The sequence below is a fragment of the Paenibacillus sp. Dod16 genome (assembly GCF_049893405.1).
Taxonomy (GTDB): Bacteria; Bacillota; Bacilli; order Paenibacillales; family Paenibacillaceae; genus Paenibacillus_AQ.
The window spans coordinates 33,939-59,215 of the sequence record NZ_JBNDYG010000009.1; the positions used below are offsets into that span (position 1 = coordinate 33,939).

Annotated in this window: 17 protein-coding genes, 1 tRNA gene and 1 pseudogene; 18 read left to right on the plus strand and 1 reads right to left on the minus strand. The window is 48.9% G+C overall.

The window, feature by feature from the left end; translation table 11 throughout:
* Window positions 1-23 precede the first annotated feature (23 nt).
* The 13 genes from pnpS (at window position 24) to ACPV3A_RS09745 (ending at window position 14,468) form a co-directional block, all read left to right on the plus strand.
* Entirely contained in the window at window positions 24-1,838 is a 1,815-nt protein-coding gene (pnpS, locus tag ACPV3A_RS09685) for a two-component system histidine kinase PnpS (protein WP_426199254.1), read from the plus strand.
* 70 nt (window positions 1,839-1,908) lie between these two features.
* Complete coding sequence (locus tag ACPV3A_RS09690; RefSeq protein ID WP_071218077.1) at window positions 1,909-2,640, plus strand: response regulator transcription factor; 732 nt, start codon at window positions 1,909-1,911, stop codon at window positions 2,638-2,640.
* Window positions 2,641-2,815: 175 nt separating this feature from the next.
* A complete protein-coding gene (locus tag ACPV3A_RS09695) occupies window positions 2,816-4,006 on the plus strand; it encodes a methyl-accepting chemotaxis protein (RefSeq protein ID WP_194544187.1) in 1,191 nt (396 codons plus the stop codon).
* Window positions 4,007-4,134: 128 nt separating this feature from the next.
* Window positions 4,135-5,139 (plus strand): PstS family phosphate ABC transporter substrate-binding protein, encoded by a 1,005-nt coding sequence (locus ACPV3A_RS09700; RefSeq protein ID WP_426199257.1) that lies wholly within the window; start codon window positions 4,135-4,137, stop codon window positions 5,137-5,139.
* 98 nt (window positions 5,140-5,237) lie between these two features.
* Entirely contained in the window at window positions 5,238-6,131 is an 894-nt protein-coding gene (gene pstC, locus ACPV3A_RS09705) for a phosphate ABC transporter permease subunit PstC (protein ID WP_411830682.1), read from the plus strand.
* Complete coding sequence (gene pstA / locus ACPV3A_RS09710; protein WP_071218081.1) at window positions 6,132-7,007, plus strand: phosphate ABC transporter permease PstA; 876 nt, start codon at window positions 6,132-6,134, stop codon at window positions 7,005-7,007.
* A 49-nt stretch (window positions 7,008-7,056) separates the two neighbouring features.
* Window positions 7,057-7,812, plus strand: a complete 756-nt coding sequence (pstB, locus tag ACPV3A_RS09715) for a phosphate ABC transporter ATP-binding protein PstB (protein WP_009594645.1) — start codon at window positions 7,057-7,059, stop codon at window positions 7,810-7,812.
* Window positions 7,813-7,865: 53 nt separating this feature from the next.
* A complete protein-coding gene (gene phoU / locus ACPV3A_RS09720) occupies window positions 7,866-8,525 on the plus strand; it encodes a phosphate signaling complex protein PhoU (protein WP_194544185.1) in 660 nt (219 codons plus the stop codon).
* Window positions 8,526-8,793: 268 nt separating this feature from the next.
* The gene (polA, locus tag ACPV3A_RS09725; protein WP_194544184.1) at window positions 8,794-11,454 is read left to right on the plus strand and encodes a DNA polymerase I; all 2,661 of its coding nucleotides are present in this window, start codon (window positions 8,794-8,796) and stop codon (window positions 11,452-11,454) included.
* 145 nt (window positions 11,455-11,599) lie between these two features.
* Complete coding sequence (gene mutM, locus ACPV3A_RS09730) at window positions 11,600-12,433, plus strand: DNA-formamidopyrimidine glycosylase (RefSeq protein ID WP_426199261.1); 834 nt, start codon at window positions 11,600-11,602, stop codon at window positions 12,431-12,433.
* A 122-nt stretch (window positions 12,434-12,555) separates the two neighbouring features.
* Entirely contained in the window at window positions 12,556-13,296 is a 741-nt protein-coding gene (locus tag ACPV3A_RS09735; protein WP_426199263.1) for an MntP/YtaF family protein, read from the plus strand.
* Window positions 13,297-13,305: 9 nt separating this feature from the next.
* Window positions 13,306-13,905, plus strand: a complete 600-nt coding sequence (coaE, locus tag ACPV3A_RS09740; RefSeq protein WP_426199265.1) for a dephospho-CoA kinase — start codon at window positions 13,306-13,308, stop codon at window positions 13,903-13,905.
* Window positions 13,902-14,468 (plus strand): lytic transglycosylase domain-containing protein, encoded by a 567-nt coding sequence (locus ACPV3A_RS09745; RefSeq protein WP_426199267.1) that lies wholly within the window; start codon window positions 13,902-13,904, stop codon window positions 14,466-14,468. The genes coaE and ACPV3A_RS09745 overlap by 4 nt, the downstream gene beginning before the upstream one ends.
* 68 nt (window positions 14,469-14,536) lie before the next feature.
* Here the strand turns inward: ACPV3A_RS09745 and ACPV3A_RS09750 are convergent, their stop codons facing one another.
* Window positions 14,537-14,764: an alpha/beta-type small acid-soluble spore protein gene (locus ACPV3A_RS09750; RefSeq protein WP_053492022.1), complete on the minus strand. Its 228-nt coding sequence runs from the start codon at window positions 14,762-14,764 to the stop codon at window positions 14,537-14,539.
* 149 nt (window positions 14,765-14,913) lie between these two features.
* On the opposite strand from ACPV3A_RS09750, the gene nrdR reads away from it, so the two are divergent.
* The 5 genes and pseudogenes from nrdR (at window position 14,914) to ACPV3A_RS09775 (ending at window position 25,263) form a co-directional block, all read left to right on the plus strand.
* Window positions 14,914-15,387 carry a transcriptional regulator NrdR gene (gene nrdR, locus ACPV3A_RS09755; RefSeq protein WP_071218088.1) on the plus strand — a complete coding sequence of 158 codons (474 nt, stop codon included), beginning with the start codon at window positions 14,914-14,916 and terminating at the stop codon, window positions 15,385-15,387.
* Between the two features lie 176 nt (window positions 15,388-15,563).
* Window positions 15,564-15,636: transfer RNA gene (locus ACPV3A_RS09760), tRNA-Ala, on the plus strand.
* A 509-nt stretch (window positions 15,637-16,145) separates the two neighbouring features.
* Window positions 16,146-16,358 (plus strand): annotated as a pseudogene (locus tag ACPV3A_RS09765) (IS3 family transposase); the annotation flags it as partial.
* A gap of 364 nt (window positions 16,359-16,722) precedes the next feature.
* A complete protein-coding gene (locus ACPV3A_RS09770; protein WP_426199270.1) occupies window positions 16,723-20,451 on the plus strand; it encodes a hypothetical protein in 3,729 nt (1,242 codons plus the stop codon).
* Between the two features lie 84 nt (window positions 20,452-20,535).
* Window positions 20,536-25,263, plus strand: a complete 4,728-nt coding sequence (locus ACPV3A_RS09775) for an RHS repeat-associated core domain-containing protein (RefSeq protein ID WP_426199271.1) — start codon at window positions 20,536-20,538, stop codon at window positions 25,261-25,263.
* The last annotated feature ends 14 nt before the right edge of the window (window positions 25,264-25,277 follow it).

The window sequence follows — 25,277 nt, forward strand, 5'->3', positions numbered from 1 at the left end:
ACGCGGCAGAAAGAGGAGAGACCATGAGGCAGTATCGCAATCGTTTGACTCTGATTATGCTTACTTTAATTGGGTTATCTATGCTCGCGGCAGGACTGGCTATGGTGACGGTATTCAAGCAGTCCCATATTCAGCTGCTGGAGGACAATATGGTCCGGGAGATTCGGCTTCTGCAGACCATGATGGAGTTTCCGGATACGGACAKCGCGGATGCTCTTTCGTATTATACCGAAAGATCCTTGCAGCTTGAAGAACTGTCTGATGCGAGAGTGACCTTTATATTGAAGGATGGTAAGGTTATCGGGGATTCGGAGAGTGATCCGTTAACCATGGATAACCACGCTTATCGTGAAGAGATGCTTCAAGCGGTAAAAGCGGGGCGCGGGAGTACCATTCGTCGGAGTGATACGCTTGGGCAGGACATGCTGTACGTCGCACTTCCGGTCAAGGCCGGAGAGAATTTCGACGGATTCGTCCGCTTGTCCGTCAGTCTCAAGGAAGTGGACCAGGGAGTCAAACAAGGCTGGACCGTGATGGGGATCGGCCTGCTGGTGCTGTTCCTGCTAGCTGCCTTGGTGAGTTATCGTGTCGCCAAGGGCTTGACCTCGCCGCTTGAGAAAATCACGCGCGTAGCCAGACGGATATCGCGTCTTGAATATGATGCGAGGGTAAAGATTCACCGTAAAGACGAGATCGGTCAATTGGCGCACGCCATTAATGGAATGGCTGACAGCCTGCAAACCCAGCTGCGGACGATACGGGATAATGAAGATTTGCTGCAAAGCGTTCTAAACAATATGACAGGCGGTATTGTCATGGTGAGCGGGGCAGGCCAGATCATTCTTGTGAACCGTGCTGCCGAGAGAATGCTCGGCATTAATGCTGAAGTGATAACAGGCAAATCGTACCGTGAGCTTAAGCAGCATTATGAATTGACCAAACTGATGGAGGAAGGCCTTGAGAGCAAGGAGGACTTCCATGAAGAGCGCAACATTTATTATCCGGTGGAATCGATCATCCGCCTGGATGGGGTTGCGATGATGCAGGAGGAAGAGCAGGAGTCCTATCGCGGGATGCTGTTCCTGCTGCAGGATGTAAGTGATATCCGCAGACTTGAACGCATGCGGAGCGAATTCGTGGCCAATGTATCTCACGAGCTGAAGACTCCGCTCGCTGCGGTGAAAGGGTTTGCCGAAACGCTGCTTGGCGGCGGGGTGACCGATGAGAAGACATCGCGCTCCTTCCTCCAGATTATTTATGACGAATCCGAACGGCTAAACCGTCTGATCGGTGACATTCTGGAGCTGTCCAAAATCGAATCCAAGCGGATTCAGATGGATTACTCGCCGATTCATTTGTCGGCATTCTTTGATACAATATCCGAAATGATGCGCACGGTGGCGGAGAAGAAGCGGATCAGCCTGGAGCTTGACATTCCGGAAGAGCTGTTTATGGAGGGGGACGAGGACAAGCTCCGCCAGATTTTTATGAATCTGCTCTCGAATGCGATCAATTACACGCAAGAAGGCGGACGAGTAAAATTAACGGCTCGTGAAAAGCATAGTAACAGGAACGCCGAGGATATTGTGGAGTTCCTTGTTAAGGATTCCGGGATTGGCATTCCGAAGGAAGATCTTCCCCGTATATTTGAACGTTTCTATCGGGTGGATAAAGCGCGTTCGCGAGGATCAGGCGGAACGGGGCTTGGACTGTCGATCGTGAAGCATCTGGTGGATCTTCATCACGGAACGATTAAGGTGGAGAGCGAGCTGGGAATCGGCAGCTCCTTCATCATTGAGCTTCCGATCCTGCAGGAAACGCACGATACAGGAAGTTAACACACCGTTAACATTCTGTTGATATACTTGCATAAGCAGTCCAATTATCAAGATAAGGGCGGGGGTAACATTGACGCAACGCATGCTTGTTATTGAAGATGAGCCGACACTTTCGCGGCTGTTGTCCTACAATCTGACGCAGGAAGGTTTTCAAGTCGAGGTAGAGGAACACGGTACCGCAGGTTACGAGAAAGCGTCGAATCATGAATATGATCTGATCCTGCTGGATGTCATGCTGCCTGGCATGAACGGCTTTCAGATTTTAGAGAAGCTTCGAAGTAACGGAATTACCACGCCGATCATTATTCTGACCGCGAAGAACGCCGAAGAGGAAGTTGTTCAAGGTCTGAAGATGGGGGCGGATGACTATATTACCAAGCCATTTGGCGTATCTGAGCTGCTGGCCCGTGTATCAGCCGTCATGCGCCGGGTTTCCGGTCACGCCGATGAAGCAAAGACGACAGACCACCAGGGAAACGTCATTTCGCTTGGAGAATTGGAAATCTATCCTGAGAAATACGAGGTCCGGCTTGGCGGTCAGAGCATTAATCTCCGGCCGAAAGAATTTGAGGTGCTGCTCTACCTGGCCAAAAAACCGGGCGTTGTGTTAACGAGGGATGATCTGATGAACGTGGTCTGGGGTTTCGATTATATCGGCGGTCAGCGAACCGTGGACGTTCATGTGAGTTCCCTGCGCAAGAAGCTTGAGCTCGATCCTGAATCTGTACACATTGACTCCATTCGCGGGGTTGGTTATAAACTTGTAGTGAATCCGAAAAAAGGCTCCCATCATTCCGTTTGAAATGATGAGGAGTCTTTTTTTTGGGCCTTTGGTCAGATCCTGACATGTCTAATGTCTCATTTCCGCGCCATTATCCTTCCGCAGTTTACACTCCCTTAATCATTCGAGTATATTCCCATAATACTTGTCCGGTAAGATGCGTCTAAAGGACCAGATGAAGAAGGGGTGAAGGCGCATGACACTGCTTCAAACCATACCGAATCAGACAGAGAGAATGAAGGTGGAGGTAGAGCCGGTACTTGATGGACATGCAGCAAACGAGCCTGAAGCAGGCGCATTATATCGGCAATACATAAGAAGGGTCCCTGTTATAACAAAATCTGAATCCTGCCTCGATGTGCTGAATGTGTTTGCGAAGGATCAGCGTATCCCGTGTGTTATTTATTGCGATGAGGCAGATACACCAGCAGGACTGATTATGCGGGATGTGTTTTACCAGCGAATGATGGGCAGGTTTGCCGTGGACCTGTATTATTCCAAGCCCGCCTACCAGTTTGCGGACCATCAACCGACGCGTGTCGATATATTCGAGAAGGTCGGAACGTTGCTGGAATTGTCCCTGCAGCGCCCGGATTCCAAATTTTATGATTGTGTCCTGATCACGGATGAAGGACGACTGCTAGGCGTGCTTACCGTCAGGGATCTGATGAGTCTGTCCAGTATGCTCCAAGCGGAAGCGGAAGAGAAGCGGGAACTGATCCTGCAGGAAAGCTACCGGCATACCCGGAACATTCAATCCTCTTTAACCGAGGTCCGAACGGCAGCAGCGAGAACAAACTCGGAATGTATACGGATGAGGGAGTGGTCACAAACCGGGAAGGAGAAACTGGATCTTGTCCGAACCTCGTACCTTGGTCTTGTAGAGGATATGACGAAGCGTGAAGGCCAGGCCTCCGAGCTCGCAGCCGATGCCAGCCGCATATTTTCCATCACCGGCATGATTACCGAGCTTGCGAACCAAAGCAGTCTGCTGGCCATGAATGCCTCGATTGAAGCAGCGCATGCCGGAGAGCATGGGCGTGGATTTCAAGTGGTTGCGGCAGAGGTACAATCGCTAGCAAAACAAACGCGCAAGCTGTCAGGGGATATATCGCAGCTGCTCGAGCAAATCCAGGGGCTGGCAGCAGATACAGCCAAGGGGGCTGTATCGTCGCTGAAGGAAATCCAATCCTGCGAGGGGTATGTAACGGAAGGTGCCCAAATGTTTAATGAAATGGACAATGCCGTTCAAGAGGTTCAGAAGTCCGGTAATCAGGTTTATCAACTGGCCGAGGAAACCGTGAAGCGTGTGAAGCGGGTGAAGGATGAGCTTGCCGGAATGAACACCGGTGAAGCTTCGATCATGGAAGATAGGTCGAATCTATAAGCCTACTTTTCATTAAATATTTTACACAGAGTTTACATTTCTCCGAAACTGCTATTACATTCCGGGATTAATATCAATATTGTAAGTAGGAAGTAGAGACAACAACCATTTTGAAGGAGTGGATTCGTTTGTTTAAAAAAAGGGGTCGTAAACCAGCAGGTATTCTCGTACTGGTATTAATGCTGAGCACGCTTTTGGCGGCATGCGGTGGAGGAACAACTTCCGGCGGTGCTTCCGGAGAAAATACAGACAACGGTTCAGCACAGCAAAACGAAGGAAGTACAACAACAGCTTTGTCGGGAACGATTGAAATTGACGGTTCCAGTACATTGCATCCGTTAACTGAAGCCATTGCTGAAGAGTTCGGCGCAGCGAACCCGGATGTCCGCATTCCGATTGGAACAGGCGGAACAGGTGGCGGTTTCAAACGCTTCAATAATGGAGAAATTCCAATTTCCAATGCATCCCGTCCAATTAAAGACAGTGAAGCTGAAGAAGCAAAATCCAAGGGCATTACCTATCATGAGGTTCTGGTAGCTTATGACGGACTATCCGTTGTAGTTAACCCGAGCAATGAATTCGTAGATAAATTAACGGTAGATGAGCTGAAGAAAATTTACGAGCCGAACAGCACTGTAAAAACATGGGCTGACGTTCGCGAAGGATGGCCGGCTGAGGAAATCAAAATTTACTCTCCTGGTACAGACCACGGAACATTCGACTACTTCACAGAAGCGATTAACGGTGAAGCGCAAGCAAGCAGAAACGATAGCCAAATCACGTTCAGTGCCGATACAAACGCAGTCGTACAAGGGGTTGCTGGCGACAAGAACTCCATCGGATACTTCGGATTCTCCTTCTATGAAGAGAACCAAGACAAATTGAAGCTGGTTCCGATCGATAACGGTACGGCTACAGTAGCTCCAAGCATGGAAACGATCAAGGATAACAGTTATGCTCCATTGTCCCGTCCGCTGCTGCTCTATGTAAACGATAAGGAGCTTGAGCGTCCGGAAGTGAATGCATTCATGAACTTCTACCTTGATAATGCCGCTAGTCTTGCTGGCGAAGTTGGTTTCGTACCGCTTCAAGATGAACAGTATCAAGAAGAAAAAGACAAGTTGGCAAAATAATTAAAGACTTCATGCCCGAAGGGAATCCTTCGGGCAACCCATAGAAAGGGAAGAGGAGAATGAACAAAACTTCACCCGTGGCGGCAAACACTAAAAGCATGACATTCCGTCGAAGCAAAACACGCATCTCAGACAAAATCGTTCCAATCCTGCTCGGCTTGTGTGCCATGCTTTCGGTGTTTACCACCATCGGTATTGTATATACGCTTCTACAGGAATCCGTGATCTTCTTCAAGGAAGTGCCGGTATGGTCCTTCTTGACCGGAACGACATGGAGTCCAATTCTCCCTCCAAAAGAATTCGGCGTGCTGCCCTTGCTGGGCGGCACATTGCTGATTACAGGCATTGCGATCATTTTCGCAGTGCCTATCGGCTTGGCATGCGCTATTTATCTCAATGAATACGCTCCTGCCCGGGTTCGGGGGGTTGTAAAGCCAGTGCTTGAAGTGTTGGCTGGTGTACCAACGATTGTTTACGGATATTTTGCGCTTGAAACGGTAACGCCATTCCTTCAAAAGATTTTTCCCGACATGGGGATATTCAATGCGCTTAGTGCGGGTCTCGTGGTCGGCATCATGGTCCTGCCGATGATCTCGTCTTTAAGTGAAGACGCGATGCGTGCGGTGCCTAAGAGCCTTCGTCACGGAGCATACGCGCTGGGTGCTACCCGATTTGAGGTTGCACTGAAAATTGTACTGCCTGCCGCTTTATCGGGGGTTGTATCGTCCTTCGTATTGGCATTCTCGCGCGCGATTGGCGAGACGATGATCGTTACGGTGGCTGCAGGTGCTACGCCGCAGCTGACACTGAATCCTCTGGAAAGCATTCAGACGATGACTTCTTATATTGTTCAGGTAAGCATGGGAGACGTTCCGCGAGGAACGATTGAATACGGCACGATTTTTGCGGTAGGTCTGACCTTGTTTGTCATCACCTTCTTGCTTAATATATTGGCGCAGTGGGTCGCTCGCCGCTTCAGGGAGGAATACTAGATGAAACAATTGAATCTGGGGGATAGCAAAGGAATCAACCGGAGACGTCTGGGTGACCAAACGCTGCATATGATATTCCTGGCTTGTACCAGTATCGGTATTCTAGCCTTGATGGCTTTGATTGTTACGATCGTGATGGATGGCGTTCACAGACTCTCACCCGATCTGTTCACGAACTTTCCGTCACGTATCGCGGATAAAGCAGGCCTGAAATCGCCGATTGTCGGCACGATTTATCTGCTCCTGCTCATGGCCCCGCTGTCTTTTGTATTAGGCGTGGGCGCGGCAATCTTTCTTGAAGAGTATGCGGGCCGCAGCCGCTGGGTTCGGCTGATCCAGCTGAATATCAGTACGCTTGCAGGGGTTCCTTCTATTATATATGGTATCCTGGGACTGGCGATTTTCGTGCGCGGCATGAATCTTGGCCGCAGCCTGTTGTCCGGGGTATTAACGATGACGCTGCTGGTGCTGCCAATTATTATCGTTGCCGCTCAGGAGGCGCTTCGCGCCGTGCCTAAAAACCGGCGCGATGCTTCTTATGCGCTGGGCGCAACGAAATGGCAAACGGTGTCCAGCGCCGTGCTGCCATCAGCGATTCCTGGAATTATGACCGGGGTTATCCTGGCCTTGTCTCGTGCGATCGGCGAAACCGCACCGCTGATCATGATCGGTGCTTTAACGTACGTGGCCTTCTTGCCGGAAAATCTGCTCGATTCGTTTACTGTCATGCCGATCCAGATCTTTAACTGGGTATCAAGACCAAGTGAGGCTTTCCACGAGCTGGCGGCTTCGGGTATTATTCTGTTGCTCATCATGCTGTTCATCATGAACATTGCAGCCGTGTGGATCCGGAACAAGTATTCGAAGAACATCTAAGAGACGCATAAAGCAGATCTAATCGTGAAAAAGGAGACATGAATAAGATATGGAATCCATCATACAGATTAAGAAATTAAATCTTTACTACGACACGTACCATGCGCTTAAAAACGTGGACCTGGACATTCCGGAGAAAACGGTGACGGCGTTCATCGGACCGTCGGGCTGCGGTAAGTCTACGCTGCTGCGCACGCTGAATCGCATGAATGACATGATTCCTTCCACTCGGATTGAAGGCAGCGTGCAAATCGGAGGAACCGAAATCTACAGCGAGGAAGTCCACGTTGAAGCCTTGCGCAAGCAGGTAGGGATGGTATTCCAGCAGCCGAATCCGTTTCCTAAATCGATTTATGACAACATCGCGTACGGGCCGCGACTCCACGGTATCCGCAATAAAGCGGAGCTGGACCAAATCGTGGAACAGAGCTTGAAACAAGCCGTGCTGTGGGATGAAGTCAAGGATTATCTCAAGCGGTCCGCGCTGAGCTTGTCCGGCGGCCAACAGCAGCGCCTATGCATTGCCCGGGCACTTGCCGTACAGCCGGATATCCTGCTGATGGACGAAGCAACTTCCGCGCTGGACCCGATCTCGACTTTGAAAATCGAAGAGCTGGTGCAGGAGCTGAAGAGCAAATACACCATCGTCATGGTTACGCACAACATGCATCAGGCAGCACGCGTATCCGGGCAGACCGTATTTTTCCTGAATGGCGAAGTGGTTGAATCTGCAAACACCGATACGCTGTTCTCGACGCCGTCGGATGCACGTACCGAGGATTATATCTCGGGCCGGTTCGGTTAAGCCATTATCACGACAATGATCTTTCTTAAAAGTAGATAGGAGGAGCATCACACATGATCCGGAGAATTGAGTTTGATCAGCAGCTTGATGAGCTGAGAAGTTTGCTGCAGGATATGGGCAAGCATATGGAGGAGGCACTGGCAAACAGCGTGGAGTCCCTTCAGACCTTGGATGCGGAGAAAGCGCAGGCGGTTATCAAGAACGATGTGCAGTTAAACAACATGGAAGAGCAAATCATGGACATCGGCTCCCGTCTGATCGTGACCCAGCAGCCTGTGGCAAAGGATTTGCGCCGGATTTTAGTGGCTTTCCGGATTGCAAGCGATTTGGAGCGTATGGGTGACTTGGCGCGGGATGTCGCTAAAGTGACGATCCGTCTGCAAGGCCAGAAGCTGATCAAGCCACTGGTGGATCTTCCGCGGATGTCGGATTTGGTGCGCGCGATGGTTTCGGAATCGATCGAATCCTATCTGACGGAAAATACGGATCTTGCCTATAAAATGGCCCAGGACGATGATCAGATCGATCATTTGTACAGCGTGATTTTGCAGGACCTGTATGCGCATCTGACCTCCGATCCGGATTCGGCCAATCAGGCGATGCTGCTGATCATGGTGGGACGTTACATCGAACGGATCGCCGACCATGCAACCAACATTGGCGAGAGCACGGTGTACCTCGTAACGGGTCATCGTCCCGACCTCAATCAATAGCATAATGATAAGTCAAACGCTGGCGAAAGCTAGCGTTTTTTTGCGAGAATTTAGAAAGCTCCAACGAAGCGGAAGCAATTCTTTAATCGCATTTATATATTGGGGGCCCCCGCAAAGTATTTGGAATAAGCATCGAAGCGCAGGCTCCACTTTGTGGGGATATTTTGCGTATTCTTAGGAATTCACCGTTAATCGAACGGATTGTTCGGAATTGGCGGTAACCTATGTTATCATGTGGAAAGGAAGTAATATTGGTGCGAGGTGTTCTATGGACAAGCTGATTTTAATTGATGGAAATAATATCATTTACCGGGCATTCTTCGCGATGCCGCCGCTGACCAATGCCAGCGGACAGCAGACGAATGCGGTTTACGGCTTTACGACGATGCTGCTTCGCTTGATTGAGGAACACAAACCGACCCATATGATGGTCGCATTCGATGCAGGCAAGGAAACATTTCGGCATGCGGATTTTCAGGATTACAAGGGTGGCCGCCAGAAAACGCCTCCCGAGCTCTCCGGACAATTCCCGCTGCTGAAAGAGCTGTTGAAAGGCCTTGGCGTCTCCCAATTTGAAATCGGCGGTTATGAGGCCGATGACATTATCGGGACCATTACCCGTCAGGCTGATGAAGCTGGTCGGAAGGTGATGGTTGTATCCGGGGATAAGGATATGCTGCAGCTGGCTTCGGAGCATACCACGATCGCCATGGTCCGCAAGGGCGTTACCGACATCGAGTATTACGGACCGGAACAGATTAAGGAGCGATATGACCTGACGCCTGATCAAATTATCGACCTCAAGGGACTGATGGGCGATGCTTCCGATAACATCCCCGGCGTTCCAGGAGTGGGTGAGAAGACGGCTCTGAAGCTGCTTCATGAATTTGGATCCGTTGAAGCCGTGGTGTCACGCACCGACGAGCTGAAAGGCAAGATGAAAGAGAAAATTGAAGAGCATGCGGATTCCGCCATACTCAGCAAGAAGCTGGCTACGATCTTTCGCGAAGTTCCGCTGGAGCAGTCGCTGGATGACATGGCGTTTACAGGCTTGAATGAAGAGACGGCAGGGCCCGCACTGGCGAAGCTGGAGTTTAAATCGCTCATTGAACGGTTAAACCTGAGCACAAGCGGAGTGGGCGGGGATGCGGCTGAGTCGAAGCCCGAAGCGAAGATTGAAGTGACCCTTGTAGACACGAAGGGGCTTAAGGAGGTTGCGGATAACCTGGCCCACGTCACCATACTCCATGTAGAGACGCATGGGGACAATCCCCATCATGCCGAGGTGATCGGGCTCGCACTCGCTACGGAGGAACGGCAGTACTTCATTCCGTTTGAGGTTCTGAAGTCGGAAGAGGCCGAGCCTGTTCGAGCTTGGCTTGCCGATAGCGGGATCCCTAAACGCGGATATGATCTGCACCGCATTGATCTGGCCCTCCACTGGCAGGGCATTGCTTTTGCCGGCGCGGCATTTGACGTTCATCTGGCTGCCTACCTGCTGGACCCGACCGAATCGAATCAAAGTCTTAGCGGTCTGGCCTCCAAATACGGGCTTGCGTATCTTCAAGCCGATGAGGATGTTTTCGGTAAAGGGGCAAAGTACAAGGTTCCCGATATGGAGAAGCTCAGCGAGCACATGGCCAGAAAATGCCTGGCTGTATCCGAACTGGTTCCCGTTCAGGAGAAGGAGCTGGCTGCCAATGAAATGCTGCCGCTGTTCCATGAGCTGGAGATGCCGCTGTCCCGCATTCTGGCCGATATGGAGAAGCAGGGAATTGCCGTGAATGCGGAGGATTTGAAGGAGCTGGGTCGCGAGTTTGAAGGACAGATCGAGAAGCTAGTTCATGAGATATATGAGATCGCCGGAACGGAATTCAATCTTAATTCGCCTAAACAGCTGGGCGAGATTCTGTTTGTGAAGCTGGAGCTTCCGGTCATCAAGAAGACCAAAACCGGTTATTCCACCGATGCCGAGGTGCTCGAGAAGCTGGCGCCTTATCACGATATTGTCCGCTTGATTCTGAAGTATCGTACCTTGGCCAAGCTGCAATCCACATATGTGGAAGGTCTTCTGAAGGAGATTTCGTCACAAACGGGCAAAGTGCACACGTACTATCGTCAGACGATTGCCGCGACGGGTCGTCTGAGCAGCCAATATCCGAATTTGCAGAACATTCCGATCCGTCTGGAGGAGGGCCGCAAGCTCCGCAAGGTCTTCGTTCCGTCCGAGCCGGGCTGGAGCATTTTGGCGGCGGACTACTCCCAGATCGAGCTGCGCGTGCTTGCGCATATCTCGGATGATGAACGGCTGAAGGAAGCCTTCGTCCACGATATGGATATCCACACGAAGACCGCGATGGACGTGTTCGGAGTCGGCGTGGATGAGGTGGACTCCAATATGCGCCGATCCGCCAAGGCGGTTAACTTCGGCATTGTGTATGGAATCAGCGACTATGGCTTGTCCCAGAACCTGAATATTACCCGGAAGGAAGCTGCGGCCTTCATTGACCAGTATTTCGAGGTGTTCCAGGGCGTCCGGCGTTATATGGACGTGATCGTCAAGCAGGCGAAGCAAGACGGCTATGTGAAGACATTGCTTGAACGCAGACGTTACCTGCCGGAAATTAACGCCAGCAACTTCAACCTGCGGTCTTTTGCCGAGCGGACAGCAATGAATACGCCGATTCAGGGAACCGCGGCGGACATTATCAAGCTGGCCATGGTTCATATGGACAAGGCGCTGCATGATCGTCAATTGAAGAGCCGCATGCTGCTTCAGGTGCACGATGAATTGGTGTTCGAGGTGCCGGAGGATGAGCTGGAGATCATGAAGGAATTGGTGCCGGAAGTGATGAGTCAGGCGCTGAAGCTGTCGGTACCGCTGAAATCGGAAGTCAGCTATGGCGAGAACTGGTACGAAGCGAAGTAAAGTTATACAATATGTTAACCGATAGAGAATCGTTTATAGGGATCATGGCGTGAAGAGGGGCGCATTATGCACCATACCTTTCCACAAAACCATGGTCCCGCTCTGTCCTAACTTCCGGTATAATGGGAGATGAGGTGAAGTCATTATGCCGGAATTGCCGGAAGTAGAAACGGTGAAACGAACACTTAACCAATTGATTAAAGGTAAGCATATAGATCATGTATCCGTACATCTGCCGCGGATTATTCAGCGTCCCGATGATATTGAGGCATTTGCGTTTATGTTGAAGGATCATACCGTGGAAGGTGTAGAGCGCCGCGGGAAATTTTTAAGGATATTGCTGGACGGACTGGTGCTCGTCTCGCATCTTCGGATGGAAGGGCGTTACGGGTTGTACTCTGCCGGGGAGCCGGTGGAGAAGCACACCCATGTTATTTTCCATTTCTCGGACGGGACGGAACTGCGTTATAAGGACGTACGCCAATTCGGAACGATGCATCTCTTTGCAACGGGGGAAGAGTTTCAGCATGCTCCTCTTGCCAAGCTGGGGTATGAGCCGCTGGATGACACGTTTACATTCGGAACCTTCAAGGAAGTTGTCGGCAGCAAAAAAACGAAGATTAAAGCGGTGCTGCTGAATCAGGCATATGTGGTCGGCATCGGCAATATATATGTCGATGAGGCATTGTTTCGAGCCAAGATTCATCCGGAGCGTAACGCCAACAGCCTGAAGGATGCCGAGCTCAAGCGATTGTATCATGCCATTGTGGATACACTGTCCGAAGCCGTAGAAGCGGGTGGTTCCTCCATTAAATCCTATGTCAATGGACAGGGTGAAATGGGGATGTTCCAGCATAGTCATCAGATTTACGGACGGAAGGACAAGCCTTGTCATACATGCGGTGGACCGATTCATAAGATCGTGGTTGGCGGACGGGGGACCCACTTCTGCCCGAAGTGTCAGCCGGTTAAGAAGTAATCCAATAGGCGTGCACCCATTCCTATCCCTACACATATAATGTGGAACATATGTGGAGCGCATGGAGCTGCTCTTCTTCATGAATGAGCCGCTTGATGTGGAGCTTACGAGGAGGGAAAAGGGTGCTCAGTCATATTTTCTCGTCTGCGCTGCTGGCCATGGCATTAAGCCTGGACGGATTCGGTGCGGGGGTTACATACGGTCTGCGCAAAACAAGGATACCGCTGCTGTCTGTATTGATCATCTCGCTATGTTCCGGCTTGGTGCTTGGCGCCTCCATGCAGGCGGGCGAGCTGTTACAGCGGTTCTTATCCCCGTCCGTGGCGTCCGTGATCGGAGCCGCCATTTTGATTCTGCTGGGCTTATGGTCTCTATATCAGCAAGTTCGCAGAAAGAACGAGTCAGATATGCAGCCGATTTCCAGTAAGGATATTTCGAAGTCCCTTATGGAAACGAAGGCATCTGACCATCAAGTGAAATCAAGACGTGAGGTTAACACGGCAGGTCAAGTGCATCTTCAGCGGGCGGTATTCTCTCTTGAGATTCCGAAGGCCGGGGTTGTCATTCAAATTCTCCGCAGTCCCTCGAAGGCGGATCTGGACGACTCCGGCAGCATCTCCCCGTGGGAGGCGATGTGGCTCGGGATCGCGTTATCGCTCGATGCGTTCGGCGCAGGGCTTGGCGCCGCCATGCTGGGCTTCTCACCGTTAGGTACCGCGGCTGTTGTTTCCTTGTTTAGCGGGATATTCCTGGTGCTGGGCATGAGGGTTGGTTTACGTTTTGCATCCAAGGGCGGCATGCGTTTTATCTCTTATTTGCCTGCTTTTTTGTTAATCGTCATGGGTATAATGAAGCTGTTATGAGGTGAAGTCATGAATATCGGTTTAACCGGAGGAATTGCAACTGGCAAGAGCACCGTGTCCTCCATGTTGGCCATGAAGGGAGCACTTCTCGTCGATGCGGATCTCATCGCCCGGGAAGTCATGCTCCCGGGTCATCCGGTGCTGGGTAAAGTGACCGAACATTTTGGACAAGCGATCCTGTTTGAGGACGGTACGCTGAATCGAAAAAAACTCGGGGAAGTGATCTTCCATCATCCCGAGCAGAGAACGGTATTGAATGAGATCACGCATCCGGCGATCCGGCAGGAAATCCGGGAACGGACGGAAGTGTATGAGCGGCAGTATCCCGACCGGCTCGTCGTAGCGGATATTCCGCTGCTGCTTGAGGCCAAGGAGCATTATTCTTATCTTGACCAGATCGCTGTTGTTTATGTACCGCGAGAGCTGCAGCTTGAGCGTCTGATGGTACGCGATGATCTTAACAGGGAAGCGGCAGAAGCGCGTTTAAACAGTCAGATGGATATCGAGGAGAAGAAGCGTCTGGCGGATATCCTCATCGATAACAGCGGAACATTGGCCGAAACACAGCAGCAGGTGGACAACCTGTGGGGCAGGTTGGTTAGTCTATGAAGTGGCTCCGTAAAAAAAGAGTGCTGCTTCTGCTGTTTGTCTCTTTTGTAGCGCTTCTGTATCTGAGCTCGAACTGGATGACCTTGCTGTATCCGATTCATTATAAAGATGAAATACGGAAGCATGCCGCTTACTATGAGGTCGATCCGTTCCTGGTGGCATCCATCATTCGTGTGGAAACGAACTTCAAGCCGGGTAAGGAGTCCAAGAAAGGCGCCCTGGGCATTATGCAGCTGATGCCGGATACGGCGAATTGGGCGATGGAAATGGCCAAGCTGCCATCGGTAAACCTGCTGAACGTAAAGAATGAAGTGGATGCGAATATCCAGCTGGGCACCTGGTATATTCAGAACCTGCACAAGGAAATGGACGGCAACCCGATTGCCGCCATCGCCGCCTATAATGCAGGCCCCGGGAACGTCAAGAATTGGATCAACAAGGGCATGTGGGATGGAACCTACGAGAATGTGAAGAGTATTCCCATCGGGRAAACCCGCCACTATGTACAGCGCGTGATTTATTATTATAATCAATATACGGATGTGTATAAGGACGGCTTTTAACGAAAAAAGAGCGCTGGACAGGCTCTTACATCGAGCCGTCCAACACTCCTTTTTTAAGGAAGAATCAATTATTGACCGGAGAATTGACCAGCCAATTGTTGCTCGGCCAGGGTTACAAGACGCTTTGTGATGTATCCCCCGATCGAACCGTTCTCGTAGGAAGTCATGTTACCTTGGTATCCGTCTTGTGGAATGGAGATACCAAGTTCTTGAGCTACCTCGTACTTCAATTGCTCAAGAGCAGCGTTTGCGCGAGGAACAACCAGGTTGTTGGAGTTGTTGTTGCTTTGTGCCATGTTAAGTTCACCTCCTTGGGTTGGTAAAAGTATTATGTCTCGGGTTTCGCATTTTCATAACATAAAAGAAAAAAGTTTTGCTGGTAAATTTTTCATTAGGGCCATTAAGGCTAAAATACGCTGAAAACAAAGGAAGTGAAGATAACTTTATGAAGTGTCCATATTGCAGTTATGCCGGAACGAAAGTGCTGGATTCCAGGCCTGCCAACGAGAATAAATCCATCCGCCGCCGCAGGGAATGCGAGCAGTGCAGCAAGAGATTCACAACCTTTGAGATGGTGGAGGAAACGCCGCTGATTGTTGTGAAGAAGGATGGAAGCCGAGAAGAATTCAGCCGGGAGAAGGTACTCCGCGGTTTGATCCGGGCATGCGAGAAGCGTCCGGTATCCGTGGATCAGCTGGATATGATCGTATCGGATGTCGAGAAGGCACTGCGCAATACCGCAGCAGCAGAGGTGGAGAGCCGCCAGATCGGGGAGCTTCTGATGGAACGGCTGTATCCGGTCGATGAGGTAGCGTACGTCCGGTTTGCGTCCGTGTATCGGCAGTTCAAGGATATCAATATGTTTATGAAGGAACTGAAAAGCCTACTGTCCAAGGATACGGACGGTCAGGAGCTGTAAGAGCACCAGGGTTCTGCGTGATCCAGGTGCTCTTCCGGTGCTCTCAAGGAGCCCATCCTCATCATCGATAAGTGACATTATATAGAGAAGTAAAAGGGATACAGCACGTCATCAAAAAATGTGAAAAACCTGTTGACATGCCTGCTGATTTTTTATATGATATAGAAGTCGCTTACGGGGCCTTAGCTCAGCTGGGAGAGCGCATCGCTGGCAGCGATGAGGTCAGGGGTTCGATCCCCCTAGGCTCCATAATAAGAAAACCCTTGATGGTATATCATCAAGGGTTTTTGCTTTTTTAATTACCTCTTTAGTACTGTCCATAAATGGTCTTGGGGACGAATTGGGGACGAATATTGAACATAATGAAAATGGACAATCATTTTATGTCATGAGAACCTACAGCGTTGGGGTTCGAGGCGCTGTTTTTTGACTCGTTCGAATGGACTGATCTGGGGTTCAGTAAGGCTGCACCGTTCGAAAGTTGTATCGTAACAGAACAATAAAACTGTTATGCCAATTTCGAATAACAGCGGGCTCAACGGGCTAGTAGCGATCTCCCCGGTTACAGGCGAGAAGCCAGTTCTTGAGGTCTAAAATATCAGAAACTTTATCCGGGGAGAATTTATCCGGCAATAAAAAGAAAAAGCGTCCCACAAGTCTTTGAGTCTGACCCCATAGCGTGAGACAAATTAAAAACACCTTCAAGAGAATGCAACCATTTCGTAAGATATGGAGACAACCTTGGAGGTGTTTTTGCGTTGGCAGCAAGAGTCAGCTATCCAGTAGAAGTGAAGAAGAAAGCCATTGAAATGAAGTTGGATAGCATTCCAGTGAAAGAAGTCATGGGCCAACTGACATACGAAATAAGACACAAGTTGAGACCTGGATGAGATGGTATTGTAAAGGCCAGTAACCGGTTGGAGCAGCCTGTCGGTAAACAATACAATTTCGGCCAAGGGCCTGAATATACATGAAAGCTCGAGAAGGTACAGGGGCGGAAAATCAGTTGAACGAGCTGTTGGAAGACACGGAAATCTATGTAGTCGATGAACATACGTTGTTGGCATTGCGGGATGTCTGAAAATTCAAAGTGTTTGAGCGCATGGAATAAATGGATGGACCATAAGCGCCCCCGGGGTCTGGAAACAGATCCGGTGGCGCTTTTTTTACAAATATCGACATAATCCATCTCGTAATTTGTCGATCGAAAGAGCCGATTTTCCTATTTAGCTGTCTACATAGCATACCGATATTTATAAGATGTCCCAGGTAGTGGAAGGGGGTACGGAAAATTCCTGCGACGAATTCATGATATGGTTAGAGGAGGCAAAGAATGTGAGGTCTAAGAAAAACCGAATGATTCCATGGCTGTTGGTATTTGCTTTATGTCTGAATGGATGGAATCCATTCATGGCATCAGTTGAGGGAGTTCAGCAGCAACCTAACGAAGAAGAGATGATACCGGAAGTAATGGTACCGCCCAGCGTTACAGATGCTGTATATCATAATTCCAATGTAGAATTGCTTGCAGATAAAAGAGAGGTAACTTTATATCCAGGTGAATCCTACAGATTCTATAATACATCTACTTCGACGAGGCTAATCTCAAGTAACGGATCTTCCTCAAGTGGTGTTGTATATGACTATGTAACCTTTAATGCAGATGGCAGAATTACTGGCGAGGATCTGAATCACGGCGGAAATGTTTCTCAGACTAAGGGGGCATCCACCATCATTACGGTCTCGGGCATGTTCCCGGTTACGTTCTCCATTTTTCCTGAAGTGACGTATTCCTTATCCTCAACACCAGCACTCCATCGTATAACGCTTCATCAGGGAGAAAGCTATATTTTTACGAATGAAGGGAATCAGTCCCTTAATCTGCAAAGCGATGCTTCCAGCAGCCAAGAGAAGCGTTACGATTATGCTGAATATGCCCCCGACGGCACATTAGACAGTTCAGACTTTAACAGTGTCTCAAAGCCGGCGGTAGGTCAAGGAAATGAAATCATTATTACCGGGGCTACGACCAACCCGGTAACCGTAGGGTTTCCATACGATATGTTTAACGGTGAGTATAGTGCGGAACCAGCGTATACGAGGATCATCATGAATCAAGGACAAAGCTATCAGTTTATGAATGTGAGCACGAAGACGGACACGCTGGAAAGTGACGGCAAGTCCAGTGACCGTTTCGATTATGTGGTTTATTTACCGGATGGAACTGAGTACTCAAGAGGAACGAATACGTCAAATAAACCTAGTGTTGCAGCAGGACGTACCGCAGTACTAACGATGGTTACGGCGAACCCTGTTACATTCGGCGTCCCATACCGAACGTTTGATGTACGGCCCACAGGGGGCAGTGCCATTAGCCGGATAACGGTTTATCCGGGAGATACGTATGTTTTTTATAATAATGGATCGCTTACAAATCCCATCCGGAATGATGCCAGCAACGTTGGCGGTTTATTTGACTACGTTATTTATAGACCCGACGATACCATATACAGAAGCGGATTTAATCAAAAGGGCAGCCCAAGCATTCCTTCATTGGGATATGCCATTGTCACGAACATAGGAAATATGCCCATCGTGTTTGACTATACCGATGATTTTGCGGTTGAAGGCAGTGCGGAGCCCGCATTTGAGAGGGTGACTTTATATCGAGGGGAAAGTTACGAGTTTACGAATATTAGTAGCAGTCTCGAATATTTGGACAGCGACGCTTCCTCTTCGTCCGGTAGGTTATTTGATTATGTTACTTATTACGAAGATGGGACTGAACGTTCGCGAGGACAAGCGACAAGCGTTGAACCTAAAGTCTATCCGAATAACAAGGCGGTAGTAACTGCAGTGTCGGATAACCCGGTGACTTTTGGTGCCATCTATACCGTGTTCCAAGGCGGTGGAAGGCCAAATGAGGCTATCAGTCAGATTACCGTCAATCCGGGGGAGTCTTATATATTCCGTAACCATGGGACACTGTCTAATCCCATTATGAATAATGCCAGTAAAGTAAACGGGATATTTGATTACGTCATGTATAAAGCTGATGGAAGTCGATCTTCGGACGCCTTTAACCGGAGCTCCAGTCCCCAGGTACCGAAACAAGGCTATGCCAACGTCACTGTAGCCGGTACCCAGCCTATCGTGTTTGATTATACGGACGATTTTACGGTGGAGCCAAGTACAGAGCCTGCTTATCTGCGCGTAACCTTGTCCAAGGGAGAAAGCTTCTCGTTCACCAATGTCAGCACGGAAAGCGAGTATTTGGACAGTACAGCTTCCTTGGCGGGTGGTCGTACCTTTGATTACATCATCTATGATGCAACGGGAGCAGAACAGTCACGAAGAACGGGGGTAACGGTGGAGCCTAAGGTGCCTTCAGGCTTTAAAGCAGTCGTAACGACGGCTTCAGACGAACCTGTCAGTTTCGGTGGTCTATACCGTGTATTCCGAGGACAAGATGATCCGGGCGAGGTAGTCGAACATCTCACAATCTATCCAAATGAATCCTATGTTCTTTATAACAATGGACCTGATGTTGAGCTTCGTCACAATGCGGATATCGTGGGCGGTTCTATGGATTATGCCCTGTATCGTTCTAATGGAACGCTTTTCTCGGACGGATTTAACATTTCCTCGAAACTTGAAGTCACGTCTCAGTCTTATATCGTGATCACGAATCCTTCTTCTGTTCCGATTCTTTATGAGTATTCAGGCGATGTTACCGTCGAAGCAAGCACAGAACCCGCATTCCACAGAGCTACACTGAATCAGGGACAGAGCTATCAATTTACGAATATCAGTACGATCGACAAGGCAATCGTGAGTAAGGCTGTAAATGGTGGTCGTACGTTCGATTATGTTCTCTATGATGGATCCGGCGTGGAAATCGATCGTCGAACAGGTACCAGCATTGAGCCTGTCCTTGCGCCTGGAAATAAGGTGATCGTGACCGTTTCTTCGGACAGTCAAGTTTTGTTTGGGGCCGTATATCGACTATTCCAGGCAGAACCTGCTAAGGAGCCGGTGGGAGAAAAGATAACCGTAAGACAGCATGAGAGTGTGATTTTTACCAATCCGGAAACCACAAGTCAGATGATTAAATCGAACGCTCTTGAAGGAAAGAGCTTTTACGATTATGTAGTATACAGCCCGGGGAATAAACCGGAACAAGCTCAAATCAATTCCGTTGATCAGGAGATTATCATTCCTGGGGGCGGTGTGGTTGTGATAACTGTAACCTCAGCGGAGTCCATTATCTATGAGTATTCGATACCAGTTACTGCAGAGGCCAGCGATGAGAAGGCGTTACTTAAGAAGGAACTGGCTGCTGGAGAGCTGGGAAGCTTTACGAATACGGGCCAATTTGAGGCGAAGCTGCTGACGGATGCATCTGTTGTCTCAGACCGGTATTATGATTATCGGCTGCTGGACGCGAGCGGAAACGTTCTGAGGGAGGCAACCGGAACGGATGAGGAACAAGTCGTGCCTAATGGTGCAAGTCTGGAAGTGACCGTGTCTTCACCTCAAGGCGTACTTTTTGCAGGACCATCCAGAAGCTTTATTTTTACTGAAATGACGGACAAGTTCATCGACTTGGTGGAACGGAGAGCAGAGGACATCGATCTAAAAGAGAAGCAAGAGAACTACTATCGATTTAAACCGGAGGCGGATGGATTATACCGATTTGTTGTCAAGGAGAGCAAGAATTTCGAGAAGGAGCCTCAAGTGACATTGTACGCTGATGCTGGACTGACTGATGAACTGGCTACGACTGTTGATCAGGTGAGAGAGCATGGTTGGGATTACACCGTCTTGGAATGGGAGCTCAAAGCGGGCCAGGTTTACTATTTAAAGCTAATAGAGAAAGATGGAACCGCTCTTGAAGGGGTGATCAATTCTGCTCTAATGATTCTAGCCGCGGAAAACAAGTATCACTATGGCTCAAATAACCGTCTTTCTAAAGTGATTCTCCGTACGGGAGATGAGATTCTATATGAATACGACAACAATGGCAACGTAACGAAGCGAAGCAAAAAGGTATTTCCATTCTAATGCGAGATCAGATGCGATAGAGGTGACGATGTGTTCAAAAGAGGATTTATAACTGTTTTATGTATAAGTTTACTATTGGGAAATATGGGCTCTCTGGTATATGGAGACAGCGGCAAGGTAACAGCCAAGTCAAGAGAGATTTCTTCACCTGCGATTACGATTCCGATGTTGGCTCAGCAGTATGGTGTAGACACCGCTTGGGTTCAAGAAAAGATCGCGGATGGATATACCTTGTATCAGATATACTCATCTCTAGGCGGCAAGAAGAGCTCAAAAGCAGCCGATACCGTTCTGGCCAATATACAGGTACCGGATGCTGTGCAATATGATGAGAAGGCTGTGATGTCATTATCAAAAACGTTGGCCGGAGATTCAAACGGCGTGGACGAAGCAGCACTTGATCAGGTACGAATCCATGACGACTCGTCGGCCTACTTCAACAGCTACGGTCAAGATTCGGTCTCCATGGCTACCGGTGATTTGAATTATGCGACCGTGGATTTGGAGCTTCCGGGTATGATCCCGTTCTCATTAACACGGGTATACGACAGCTCGAAGGCGAACGAAGAGATCGGAATCCGTCAGGATGAGGTAACTGGACAGGCCGTGAATGACACTAGCATGCGAAGAGAGGAGACATCTTACGGCATTGGTCGGGGCTGGAGATGGGATCTTCCCCATATTCAATTGCATGGTGGTAAACGTTATTTGTATTTTCCTGGAGCGGGCTCCTACGCCTTGTCCGATTCATTAGACATTGTAGGGTATAACTGGAATGATATGGATCTGGTAACGGATCAAAGTGTAACTGTAAATAGACAACCAAGTGAATACAAACTAACGGTTCTCAATGATTATGTTTATTACTTTGATGCTCAAGGTTATCTGCTACAAATCAAAGACCACTATAACAACACGGTGAGCTTTTTATATGATCAGACGCCCGAGGGGCTTGTATTAAAGCAGATTTCGAATAGCGAAGGAAATACTCTCCAATTCAGACATCATACATTGAGTCTTTCTGTGATTTTGGAGGGAACGGACCAAAGCATGGAATATCGCAAGGTTCAGAAGGAAGGCTATACGCTTCTGGCAGAGGTTATTGACTCCGTGTCGCGAAGTACGACTTATGTGTACAACCATCCGGTGTCGAGTTTTAATTTCCTATCCGGGCTGGTGGGCCAGCCAGAACAGCATGAAGCAGACGGGACGGTTCTGTTGACTCGTATCGTATACCCGACATCCCGGATCACCGATATTCAATATGAAGCGTCATTGAAACAGATTGGGGATTTTGCAACCAGGCATGTATTTAAGGTCAGCTCCCGCAAGGATACATTCAGTTCGACATCTGGAGAAAAAATACTGGGTTCCCGCAGCTTCGAGTATACGGGTGAAGACTTGAATCGTTATGGCCAAGATGTGAACTGGACCACGACCGTAAGCAGCAGCAAGTGGGACGAAACGTACAAGCTGAGTAGTTCCTTTGAAGGAAGCTCTAGTCCGGCGCTTCATTACTTGCAGGAGTATCGCCAATCGGGAGATTCGGTTAGTTATATCGAAGAGTATACCTATGATGAAACGAACAAACGAAATGCACCGCAGCAGATCCAAGAACGATATATTCAAAATGGTGCAGCTTCCGAGCCTGTTTCCACGTCGTATACTTATGATGAATATGGTCTAATTACATCGGAGAGATCAAGCACCGGCCAGGAAACAAGCTATGAATACCAGCATACGACGGGTACAGCAGAGTGGAAGGAACCTTCCAAGGTAACCGTCAAAATGAACGATACACAGTCTCAGGTTACACAGCTTGAATATGACGGGCAGGGCAGTGTAACGAAAGAGGTCGTGTCCCAAGGAACGGGTGGAACACCGCTTGCTCAATCCGAGTATGAGTATGACATTTACGGCAACCGGACAAAAACCAAAGTCAGGGATGATTCACGATTTATTGAACAGACGTACAAGTACGAGTCCGAGTATGGACGTCATCTGCTGACAAACCAAAGCATGGTCGTGAAGGACGCTGCCTCACAGTCATCCGTAATTACGACGGACTATTCATATTGGCCGACAGGACAGCTCAAAAGCCAGAGAAATAGCGACGGAAACGTGCAAACGTACACTTATGATAAATGGGGTAGAATCACCCAACTTGAATACAGTGACGGCACGCTTTCGACCATTCGTTACGATGACGCATTGAATCGCGTCACTCAGACAGCACCGGACAGCGTGATTACGACGGAGCAGTATGATCCGTTTGGGCTGCTGGTGCAGGAAAAAACGCATGATGCGTTATACGAGTATGAATATGATGATGAAGGCAACATGACGGAAGTGACCGATGCCGAAGGCAACACAACGAGCTTGACGTATGATGCTTTTGGGAGAAACACGAAAACGGTATACGCTGATGGAACCAGCAGCAGCACGGATTATCAGGTCGTGGAACGGACAACCACGTATAGCGACGCTGCTGGAAACAAACAGCGTGAAACCTATGATGTACTGGGAAGAACAATATCAACGCAAGAGTGGAAAAATGGAGGGTTTACGCCGCTTCAGCATCTGGAATACGATCTGCTCGGTCAGGTGACGGCATCCATTGACGGCAATCAGCAGCGTACCGAGTATACGTACGACGTGCTGGGCCGCGTGACCTCGGTGAAGGATCCGAAGGGAGAAGCTACTCGCTATACTTATAGTCTGGCTGGTGATTTGGTTCAGGTTGTGCTGCCGGACCAACAGAAAGTAACAAAGATGTATGACGAGATGGGTCGCCTGATCAGCCAGACCGATATGGCCAATCAAACCACGGTCTACCAGTACGACAACCGAAGCAACGTAACGCAAGTGGTGGACCGCAAGAACCAGATCTTTAACTTCGGTTATGACTCCGAGAATCAGCTTATTTCAAAGAGCGGACCGGATTTCACGGTGAATTACGCCTATGATGATGCAGGCCGACGGACCAGTATGACCGATCCTACCGGTAAGACGACGTATTCTTACAATCCTGAGGATGGAACGCTGAAGGAACTGGAGTTTCCAGACGGAACTAGGGTGTCGTATGAATATAATACGCAGTCGAAAATCGGATATATCCTGACAGACGCTGCCGGAGCATCCATTCGCATATCTTCTAAGCTTGATGAAATGAATCGGGTCTCGGCGATGGATATCAGCACCGGAAGCAGTGGACCTTCCTTGATGTCAGCTTCTCCGCTGGATCGAATGACCTTTGAATATGGGGCTAACAGTTTGCTGGAGCGCCGAAGCTTTGATAGTGGGCTCAGTACCGGTTTTAGCTATGACGGATATGACTTGTCAGGCGTAACCGTTCAGCAGGGAAGCACATCCGTGCACGAATTCGGATATAGCTATGACCCGAACAAAAATATCATCTCCCGCACGGAGAACGGAACGTCAGGACAATTCACCTACGATCCGCTGAACCGGATTCAGACGGAAACATCAGGTGACAAGAATTTAAGTTACACGTATGACGCTAACGGGAACCGGCTGGAGCAGGGAAGCGGCAAGATTTTCGGCCTGAAGGAAGCAGATTATACGTTTGACAGCCAGAACCGGTTAACCCAGGTGGCAGGAGAAGGCAAGGAAGTCAGCTACACCTATAACGGGGACGGGTTACTGTATGAACGTAAAGAAGGCACGGATACGACGCGTTATTACTTTGACGAGGAAGCTAAACTGATTGCAGAAGCGGAAGTCACCGGAAGCCATGTTACCCTTACCTATGCCTATGTCTATGACCTCTACGGTCAGTTAACGGCAAGGCAGGACCGAGCCACCGGAAAACTGCAGTACTACGAATTCAACGGTCACGGCGATGTTGTCGGTTTGGTGGATGAGCAGGGTAAGCAGCTAAACAGTTACTCCTATGATATTTGGGGTGGCCCAGTTGAAACCGAAGAAACCGTTCCGAACGTGATGCGCTACGCCGGCGAGTATTGGGATGATACGACGGGCCTGCAGTACCTGCGTGCCCGCTGGTACGATCCGGGAACGGCACGGTTTATGGGCGAGGATACGTATGAAGGGGATCTTACAAATTCCAAAAGCTTGAATTTGTATAGTTATGTGCTGAATAATCCATTGATTTATATTGATCCAACAGGGCATTATTGTCGTTCTAGTGATGGAAACTGGGCACACTCAGGAGAGTGCTCGAATAATACTAATGGTTCATACTATCTAGGAGAAGATAAATATCTGACTGGCTTACCGTTAATTAATAATGGGATGTTAGTTGGATGGCAAAACATAGGCCCTACAGAACACAGACCTTATAATTATAATGATCAACATAGGTATTATACTAGTTTAGTCGATCGTGGCGTCAAAGAAGACGAGCTCAGTTGGTTTATATTTGAGACTGTTGCTACGGGTGGGGGAGCGGCAGGAAAAAAAGCTGTACTTTCTATTTTTAAAGGTTCTAAAAAGGTTAAAACTGTATGGAGCTTTATTAAAGGGACTCAAGATGTTATAAAAGGAACGGTTATTCCTAAATCTTTTGAACTCACAACAAGAAAAGCAGGAAAGGTTTGGGTTCATCCTAATGCCACTAAACACATGGAGGAATATGTTAAAAAATATATAAATCATAGTTACCCAGTGAATCAGCAAGCACTATTAGCTAGTTTTAAGTCGGCAGTGGATCATGCGACTCAAAAAGGGATAATTTATGATAGAATGATCAACGTTGGTGGATGGGAATTAATGTTTTCTAAGAAAGCTGGCGATGCTCTTCCAGTTATTAAACATGCATTATTTAAATAGTTAAGAAAGGCAGG